The organism is Mesorhizobium sp. LSJC285A00 (assembly GCF_000503155.1).
Classification (GTDB): Bacteria; Pseudomonadota; Alphaproteobacteria; order Rhizobiales; family Rhizobiaceae; genus Mesorhizobium.
In genome coordinates this window covers 122,472-130,743 of the sequence record NZ_AYVK01000010.1, presented here as the reverse complement: position 1 = coordinate 130,743, position 8,272 = coordinate 122,472, and the positions used below count along the sequence as shown (strand labels likewise).

At 61.3% G+C, this 8,272-nt stretch carries 7 protein-coding genes and 2 pseudogenes; 2 read left to right on the top strand and 7 right to left on the bottom strand.

Translation table 11 applies throughout. From position 1 onward, the window contains the following. Both X726_RS157605 and X726_RS1000000170450 read left to right on the top strand, forming a co-directional pair. Positions 1–465, top strand: a 465-nt coding sequence (locus X726_RS157605; RefSeq protein WP_023669348.1) for a helix-turn-helix domain-containing protein, incomplete at its 5' end; no start/stop codon positions are given. A 348-nt stretch (positions 466–813) separates the two neighbouring features. Next, positions 814–921 (top strand): annotated as a pseudogene (locus X726_RS1000000170450) (SDR family NAD(P)-dependent oxidoreductase); the annotation flags it as partial. Between the two features lie 97 nt (positions 922–1,018). On the opposite strand, the gene X726_RS157610 reads toward X726_RS1000000170450, so the two are convergent. From X726_RS157610 to X726_RS1000000168780, 7 genes and pseudogenes are all read right to left on the bottom strand, one after another. Continuing rightward, positions 1,019–1,777, bottom strand: coding sequence for an SDR family NAD(P)-dependent oxidoreductase (locus X726_RS157610; RefSeq protein ID WP_023669347.1), 759 nt, complete (start codon positions 1,775–1,777; stop codon positions 1,019–1,021). 229 nt (positions 1,778–2,006) lie between these two features. After that, positions 2,007–3,599: a gamma-glutamyltransferase gene (gene ggt / locus X726_RS157615; protein ID WP_023669346.1), complete on the bottom strand. Its 1,593-nt coding sequence runs from the start codon at positions 3,597–3,599 to the stop codon at positions 2,007–2,009. 43 nt (positions 3,600–3,642) lie between these two features. Beyond that, the gene (locus tag X726_RS157620) at positions 3,643–4,356 is read right to left on the bottom strand and encodes an ABC transporter permease (protein WP_023669345.1); all 714 of its coding nucleotides are present in this window, start codon (positions 4,354–4,356) and stop codon (positions 3,643–3,645) included. After that, on the bottom strand, positions 4,356–5,069 hold the full coding sequence (locus X726_RS157625) for an ABC transporter permease subunit (RefSeq protein WP_023669344.1): 714 nt from the start codon (positions 5,067–5,069) through the stop codon (positions 4,356–4,358). The genes X726_RS157620 and X726_RS157625 overlap by 1 nt, the downstream gene beginning before the upstream one ends. A 29-nt stretch (positions 5,070–5,098) precedes the next feature. Then, a complete protein-coding gene (locus X726_RS157630) occupies positions 5,099–5,947 on the bottom strand; it encodes a transporter substrate-binding domain-containing protein (protein WP_023669343.1) in 849 nt (282 codons plus the stop codon). 73 nt (positions 5,948–6,020) lie between these two features. Next, positions 6,021–6,782, bottom strand: coding sequence for a GntR family transcriptional regulator (locus X726_RS157635; protein ID WP_245272100.1), 762 nt, complete (start codon positions 6,780–6,782; stop codon positions 6,021–6,023). Between the two features lie 211 nt (positions 6,783–6,993). Further along, positions 6,994–8,233, bottom strand: a pseudogene (locus tag X726_RS1000000168780) (beta-galactosidase trimerization domain-containing protein); the annotation flags it as partial. Positions 8,234–8,272: the final 39 nt, after the last annotated feature.

The window sequence follows — 8,272 nt, the reverse complement described above, 5'->3', positions numbered from 1 at the left end:
TATCGCCTGCTTGCTGACGGCCGCCGGCAGATCAGTGCCTTTCACCTATCCGGAGAGACATTCGGCTTCGAAGCCGACACGACGCACCATTTCTTTGCTGAAGCCATCAACTCCACCGGTGTCCGCGTCTTCCGCCTCACTGCTGGAACGGACATGTCCCATCAGTTGCTGCCCCTAGCGCTCCAGGGGTTGACCAGAGCCCAGGAACACCTGTTGGTCCTCGGTCGCCAGAGCGCCATCGAACGCGTCGCCGCGTTCCTGGTTGACATGGCCGAACGGCAAGGGGGGTTGCGGCAGGTCGAACTTCCGATGTCGCGCATGGACATCGGCGACTATCTCGGCCTCACCATCGAGACGGTATCGCGGATATTCACCCGGCTGAAGGAGAAAGGCGTCATCCGCTTGGCTAGTCTGCGATGCGTGGAAATCGTCAGGCACAACGCGCTTCAGAACATGAGCGAGTGAATGACAACATGCTCCGGCCAGGCGGACTGTAGCGCCCGCCGTCTTCGCCAAATAGCCGCGCCGATGCAGGCGCGAAATGGAGCGTGATCTGATCGCCAGTCTTGGGCCGAAATGATCGCCGCTCGGCGACGATGGTCTCGCCGGTTGTCAGCGTCGAATGTACATAGGACGTAGATCCCAGCGCCTCGACGAATTCCACACTGGCCTGCATGGCAATCCCATCGCCCGCGTCGAGGTGTTCAGGCCTCAATCCAAGCTGCAGTCTGCGTCCGACCTCAAGCGGGGTGCGCACCGGGCTGAAAGTCCGGCGTTTTTGTCCGTATCTCGTCGTACCAACGACAGAGATACATTGATGCCGAAATTCTTATCACCGGTGCTTCGTCGGGTTTCGGTCTCGCCACGGCAGAACTCTTCCTTGCTCGGGGTTGGGAGGTCGTCGCGACCATGCGCACCCCCACGCACACACACTTCAGCCTCGGCGAATGCGTTGGCGATGCTATTTCCAACGCTTTCCATAACCCGCGACCTGATCGTGAACGACCTCGTTTCGGATTCAGCCCTTGCGCTCCTGAAGACTGTTGCCGCCGTCGACCACCAACAGGGCGCCGTTGACGTAACTCGCGCCTTCCGATGCCAGGAACACCACCGCTGCGGCAACCTCGTCCGGTCGCCCGGCCCGCGCCGGTGGCGTGTGTAGGGCAGCTTGCCGCTCCATTGCGCTCGACGAACCCGTTTCGATCCAGCCGGGCGCCACGGCATTGGCCGTGATGCCGCTTTTTGCCACTTCGAGCGCCAGCGTGCGCGTCAGGCCGACCATGCCGGCCTTGGCGGCGGAATAGGCTGCTGTGCCTTCGAAAGACACCAGCGGCCCGGTAACCGACGCCACATTGACGATGCGCCCATAGCCTGCCTCTACCATCGCCGGTAAAAATGCGCGGGTGACCAGGAATACGGTCTTCAGGCTGACGTCGATCCCGTGGTCCCAGTCTGCCTCGGTCATGGCAAGAAACGCCTTATCGGACGAGGGCGATGCCAGCGAACCCATGCCGGCATTGTTGACCAGGATGTCGACAGCGCCGACATCAGCCCGCAGCCTGGCGACTTCAGCTGCGATGGTGAGATCGGCGACAGCGGCTTTGGCATTGATGCCCTCGGCGCAAAGCTCGGCGGCGCGATCGAGTACACGCGCGCTGGCACCGTTCAGGAAAACGGCGTGACCGGCTAGGCCGAGCTGCCGCGCAATGGCAAAGCCGATGCCGTCGGCAGCACCCGCCCCGGTAATCAGCGCACGCTTGGTGGTAGAAGATGGCATGGTCAAATCAGCCTCCGCTGGTTTCCGCCGTCGCAGTCCTAGCACGCAGATTGGGCGACGGTGCTGCGAAGGTTTGCTCTGCAACATCCCGCGCCGCTTTGCGTTCTCGAAATGCCGAAGCCGGCCGCTCAGGGCTGTCGGCTCTGCTGCCGGAAGCTTTCTCGTCAGACTTGATCCGACCAGAATGAGACCCCGACCTCTGTTCCTCGTCCAGCGCCTGTGTAGCGTTCTAAATGCCGATTGCGCAGCCGTCCTTGCGTGGGTCTGAACCGCCCTGCAGCGTTCCATTCATCCAGTCGATCATGATCGCTTGGGCGCCCCCGATCGGCTCTTCCGCCGGGACGATGCGGAATCCGCGACCGGCCAGTTCCTCCTGAACCGCGACTGGAAGCGTGCTCTCGACCTCCACGTCCATCGTGCCAGGAATTGGAAAGACGCGGGGCAGATCAATGGCTTGCTGAAGGTCGAGGCCAAAATCAAGAACTTTTGACAGGAAGTGCGCGTGACCCATGGCCTGATACGCTCCACCCATCACACCGAAAGGCATAACAACGCGCCCATCCTTCACCAGCATGCCCGGAATGATCGTGTTCAGCGGGCGCTTGCCTGGTTCGATAACGTTTGGGTGGTTGGGATCCAGCGAAAAACTTATACCGCGATTGTTGAGTATCACGCCCGAGCGCGCCGCGACGATGCCGGAGCCAAAACCATAATAGATCGAGTTGATGAAACTGACGGCGTTGCGATCCTTGTCGACGACGGAAATATAGACCGTGTCGCGATGCACCGGCATATCGAATGAAGGAAGATCCGCGCGCGCGCGGCCAAGATCAATCATCCTCGCCAGACGATCCGCCGTCGCGCTTGAAAGCAGTTGCTCGACCGGCACCGCCACCTTCGCCGGGTCGGCGAGCAAAGCATCGCGCGCCGCATAAGCAAGTCGCGTCGCCTCGATCTCGATGTGCAGCCGGTCGGCGGATTGAGGGTCACCCTTGGCCTCGAAGCGCGACAGGATATTGAGGATCATGAGCGCTATGACGCCTTGGCCATTTGGCGGACATTCGTAGACGTCGTGGCCGCGGAAACCTGTCTTTATCGGCGTCACATATTCGCCCCTGGCCCCCATGAAATCATCCAGTGTGTGCAAACCGCCGAGGCTTCGCAGGCGCGAAACCATGTCCTCGGCAACCTCTCCCATGTAGAAGGCGTTGCGTCCATCCGTAGCTATCTTGCGGAATGTTGCGGCGAGTTCTGGTTGCCGGTGCACCTCGCCGATCCTCGGCGCCCGCCCCCCAGGGAGAAAGATGCGTTTTGCGCCAGGATCGGCGGAAAGCAGCGCCGCCTCCTGTTCCCAGTCGAAATGCACGCGTGGGGAGATGGCGTAGCCGCTTTCGGAGAACTCGATCGCAGGAGCGAAAAGCTTGCCCAGCGCCAGTTTTCCATGATCGGCGTTGAGCTGGGTCCAGGCGTCAACCGCACCGGGAACCGTTACCGCATGCGGTGAGTGACGCTCGATGTCCGTGATGCCCTGAGATGCATACCAATCGGCTGTTGCAGCCGCAGGGGCACGGCCGGATCCGTTGTAGGCGATGATCTCGCTGGAGCCTTCCTTCGACATCAGTACGAAACAATCTCCGCCGATGCCGGTCGATCCCGGTTCGACCACGCACTGGACGGCGCTGGCGGCGATGGCCGCGTCGAGTGCGTTGCCGCCCGCCTCCAGGATCCGGATGGCCGCAAGCGTGGCCGACGGATGGGACGTCGCGGCCATGCCATGCTGTGCGACCACGACCGACCGGTTTGGCTTCTCGAAATCCCTCATATGCAAAAAAACTCCCTAAAACGAATGCTGTGAGCGCCAGCCATCACGTTGGACCGGTCGAAAGGCCCGATGCAGGGCGCAGATGCCGTGACAGATTGTATTCGAGCCGGCCCAGCGTCCGGGTGATGATGAAATTGAGGATCAGGTAGATAGCGCCGGCGCAGACGAAAACTTCCATGGCCCGGTAGGTTTGCGAGATGATGCCCTGGGCGATGCCGGTGATTTCCATCAGCGTAACGATGGATGCAAGTGAGGTTCCCTTGACCATCAAAATGATTTCGTTGCCGTAGCTTGGCAAAGCCTGGCGCAGTGCGATCGGCAGGACGATGCGGCGCAAGGTCATCAGTCGCGTCATGCCAAAGGCCTGCGCCGCCTCAATCTGGCCGGACGGGACCGACTGCATGGCGCCGCGGAGGATTTCACTGCCATAGGCTGCGGTGTTGAGGGTTAGCGCGAGGATGGCACACCAATAAGGTTCGCGGAAAAGGCCCCACAGACCAAGTTCCTGCAATGTCGGCCGAAACTGGCCAAGGCCGTAGTAAATCAGGAATATCTGGACCAACAGGGGCGTGCCGCGAAACACCGCGACGAAGCCCTTGATTGGCCAGTCAATCAAGGGCTGGCGGAGGCGCTGGGCCAGCGCCAAAGCCAAGGCGAGGATGGCGCCGAGCAGGATGGACGTGCCGGCAAGCTCAAGCGTCAGCGGCAGGCCGGCAAGCAGCTTTGGCAATATTTCAGCGAAAAAGGCGAAATCCATTACACCCCCCGAATGCCCCGAAGCGCGCGGCGTTCAGCGCGCTTGAACAGCAATCCCGTCGCTGAGGCGATGGCCAGGTAGAGAGCGGCGGCAGCCATGTAGAAGAGAAACGGCTCGCGGGTCGATCCAGCCCCGATCTGTGCCTGGCGCATCAGTTCGACAAGCCCGATTACCGAAATCAGCGCTGAATCCTTGAGCACCAGTTGCCACACATTCCCTAGCCCCGGGATGGCGTGACGCATAAGCTGGGGTGCGATCACCCGGCGCAACATGAGCGCAGGCGGCATGCCATAGGCGCGCGCTGCTTCGATCTGACCGCGGTCGATGGCGATGTAGGCACCGCGGAATACCTCCGCCTGATAGGCACCCGAAATTATGCCGATTGCCGTTGTGCCTGTGGCGAAAGCCGGCAATCCAAGGAAGCCCTGGGCGCCAAACCAATGGCCAACCGCAGTCAGCGCCATGCTACCGCCGAAATACAGGAGATAGATGGTCAAGAGGTCGGGAACGCCCCTGAATACCGTGGAATAGGCATCGGCGAGCAAGCCGAGGGAGCGCGACCCGCTGACCCGGGCCGCAGCTGCCAAGGCGCCGATCACCGAGCCGACCATAAATCCGGCGACCGAAAGCAGAAGCGTTACGAACGCAGCGCTGAGCAGCGCCACCGCCCAACCGCCGTCGCCAAACCCTAGCAGACGAACGCTATCCAGCATCGGCTAGTTCGCGCTCCGGGAAGGGCTTCTCACTTGGGCGGCGTGACGTCGGCCTTCAGCCATTTCAGCGAAAGCTTTTTGATGGTGCCGTCGGCAATGGCTTCATCGATCGCCTTGTTGAACATCGCCTTGAGCACGGTATCCTGCTTGCGCAGCCCTGCCCCAGTGCCCCGTCCGAAAACCCCGCCGAGAAAGCCGGGACCAGCGACCGTGTAGCCTGAGAATTCCGGCTTGGCCAAGGTTGCCGCCAAAGCGGTCTGCTGTGCAAACAGGGCATCCACACGGCCGGCCGCGAGATCGAGGTCGTGCTGTTCCGTGGTTTTGTACTCGCGGATTTCGACGGCGCCGTCGAAATACTTTTTCAGGAACTCCAAGTTCGCCGTCGCAGCCTGGACGCCGACGATCTTGCCGGCGATCAGCGGCTTGATCTTGTCGATTGCCGCCTTGGCAGGGGCCTCGTCTTCCAGTTTTATCTTCTCGGTCGAACCGGCCAACGCACCGAGCGCGCTGTCCTTCGCCACGGCGAACCCGGAAGGATCGATCGCATAGGGTTGAGTGAAGTCTATGACTTCAAGTCGTTTGTCGGTGATAAACATGCTCGCCATGATGACGTCGAACTTACCAACTGTCAGCGCCGGGATGAGCCCATCCCAGTCCTGCGTAATGATGGTGCATTCAATTTTCATACGCTCACAGAGATTGCGCGCGAGCTCGACCTCCATGCCGTCAGGCTTTCCATCAGCGGTGGTAAAGTTCCAGGGCGCATAGGCGCCCTCCGTCGCTATGGTGATCTTCTTTGGCGCATCCTCGGCCGAAGCCGACAAAGCGGCAGCTAAGCTCAATCCGGCCGCAAGACATGCAATGGGTAATAGTTTCATGGTTCTGTTCCCCTTTTTTTCGGCCCTGCGAGGGCACTTTGTAGAAATCGAATATCCCTCTTGCCCGACTACCTCAACGTCGGCTCGGGCTCGCGAACTCGGCCAGCAGCGGCGCCGTGTCGAGAATGTGTCTGCGCATCACGGCTTCGGCAGCTTCGGCATCGCCGCCGCGTAGCGAATCGATCACTGCCGAATGCTCCTCCGCGGCGCTGAGCGGTTTTTCGACATAGTCGAACCAGATGCGCAGATAGGGCTCGATGGTCACATGCAGGGATGCGATTTGCCGAATAAGCTTCGGGCGGCCGCTTAGATTGCAAATGTAGCCGTGAAATTCCTGGTGCCGTGTCACCCAATCAGCGCCGCCGGCAGCGCCACTGCGCTCCATCCGGGCCAACAAGCGCTCAAGTTCGGCAATGGTTTCGGTGTTCATCCGAGGCATTGCCAGGCGAACGGCAAGCCCTTCCAGTACCGAGCGAATCTCGAATGTCTCGTAGATCTCGTCCAGCGTCAGACCAGCGACGATACAGCCACGATTGGGGCGGATCACCACCAGCCCGTCGACTGCCAGCCGCTGGAAGGCCTCCCGCACAGGCATCCGGCTCATGCCGATCTCGGCCGCGATCTCTTCCGGGATGAGCCGGTCGCCTGCACGGTAACGCCCGAGGCGTATTGCAGACTGCAGATGCAGAAAAGCTTCCTGCTCCGCAGTGGCCGGCGTCTGGGCGTAGGGAATTGCCGAATGGCTCATCTGGGGATCTTTTTTGCTGAATTTTCTGATCAACGCAAATTGGATTTTTGTATCCACAAATACAATAGAGTTCTGTCGCGCAGTCAAGGCAAATCGTCAAGAGCCCTTAGAGGCCGGCGCGGTCCCCTGATACCGCCTCGTATCGCGCGCCCGAACTTGGCGCAAACGCGGCACGGCTTTTCATCGAAAGGATCAAGGGACGTACGAAAAGCGTGTTCGTGACGGTCGCGCTGAAAGTCGTGGCACGTGGCAACACAAAGATGCCTGGAGCGTTTCCCAAGGCCTCGCGCCAATATCCCTAGTCGAGTTCGATGATGCTGCAGCCATAGGCCGGGAGCGACAGCCTACCGCCGCGTACTTTGCCATCGCCGAGCAAATCCTTGCCCGCGGGGACATTGCCGATGCTTGCCGGCTCGCCCAGCGTGTTGAGGATGAACAGCAGGCGGCGGTCCTTGCTCCGCGGATGGTCGCTTCGACGCCGGCCGGCATGTCTGCGATGAGCGGCACGATACCGGCGGGCGCCAGCACTTGATCGGCCAGCACCTCGACCAGAGCGTCGCTGAGGTACGTGCCGAGGTAGATCACCTTGCCCCTGCCGACTTTGCGCGAAGTTATCGCGGCTTGGCCCTCGGCGAAGCGGCTGGCCCAGCTGCCGATAACCTCCGTGCCCGGCGCGACGTTAAGCAGCTCATAAAGATGCGCCGCCGTCACCTGCGCATTCCCGATCTTGAGCTCGTATTGGCGGCTCGCCGACGTCGCTGGCAGCTTCTTGCGCACCGTATTGGCGCCGAAGCGGCCGCCATGCTCGAACAGGCCCTCGCCGCCGATCGGCGTCAGCAACCCGAACTCCTCGACCGTGATCCCGGCCAGCGCCGAGAGCGTCTTGCCCGTGAGGTGTCGCGGATGACGTGGTTGTTAACGTCGCGTGATCCGGTGCGGCCGCCCAGGATTACCGTTCCACCCGCCTTGGCGAAGGCCTCGATCCGCGCCGTCCACGCATCGGTCCATTTCAGCCAATGCGGCACGTAGAGCGCCTTGAGCTTGCTGAGATCATCCTCGGGATGGATGAAGCCGCAGGCGATGTTGTGGCGGTAGCAATAGCGGTGCAGCAGCGTCGCATCGTCCTGCGGGCTCGGCATGCCGATGGGGCAGGAGCGGTGCATCTCTTGATTGTCGAAATCTGATCCGGCGATGCCCAAATCCATGCGCACATGCGTGCCGAGGATCTTGTCCTTGAGCGCCGTGACCTCGCCCGCAAACTGCTTGGCCTCGTCATAGCGCCGCCGCGGGATGTCGTCGTGATCGATGATGCCCATCCAATAGATCTCGGCGCCGAAATGCGCCGGCCGCCAGCGGAAGAACATCACGCCATCGGCGCCGCGCGCTACTGACGTATAGGCCATGCGGCGCATCTCGCCGGGTTCGGGCGTCAGCGTCGAGAAGTTCGGCTGCGCACCGAAACCCGATTGCTGCTCAGGCACGATGAAGTTGCCGGTGAAGCCGCGGCAGATGTCGAGACGCAGCGCCTGTACCTCCGCCAGACAGAGAGCGGCGCGGATTTCGAGGCAGTCGTCATA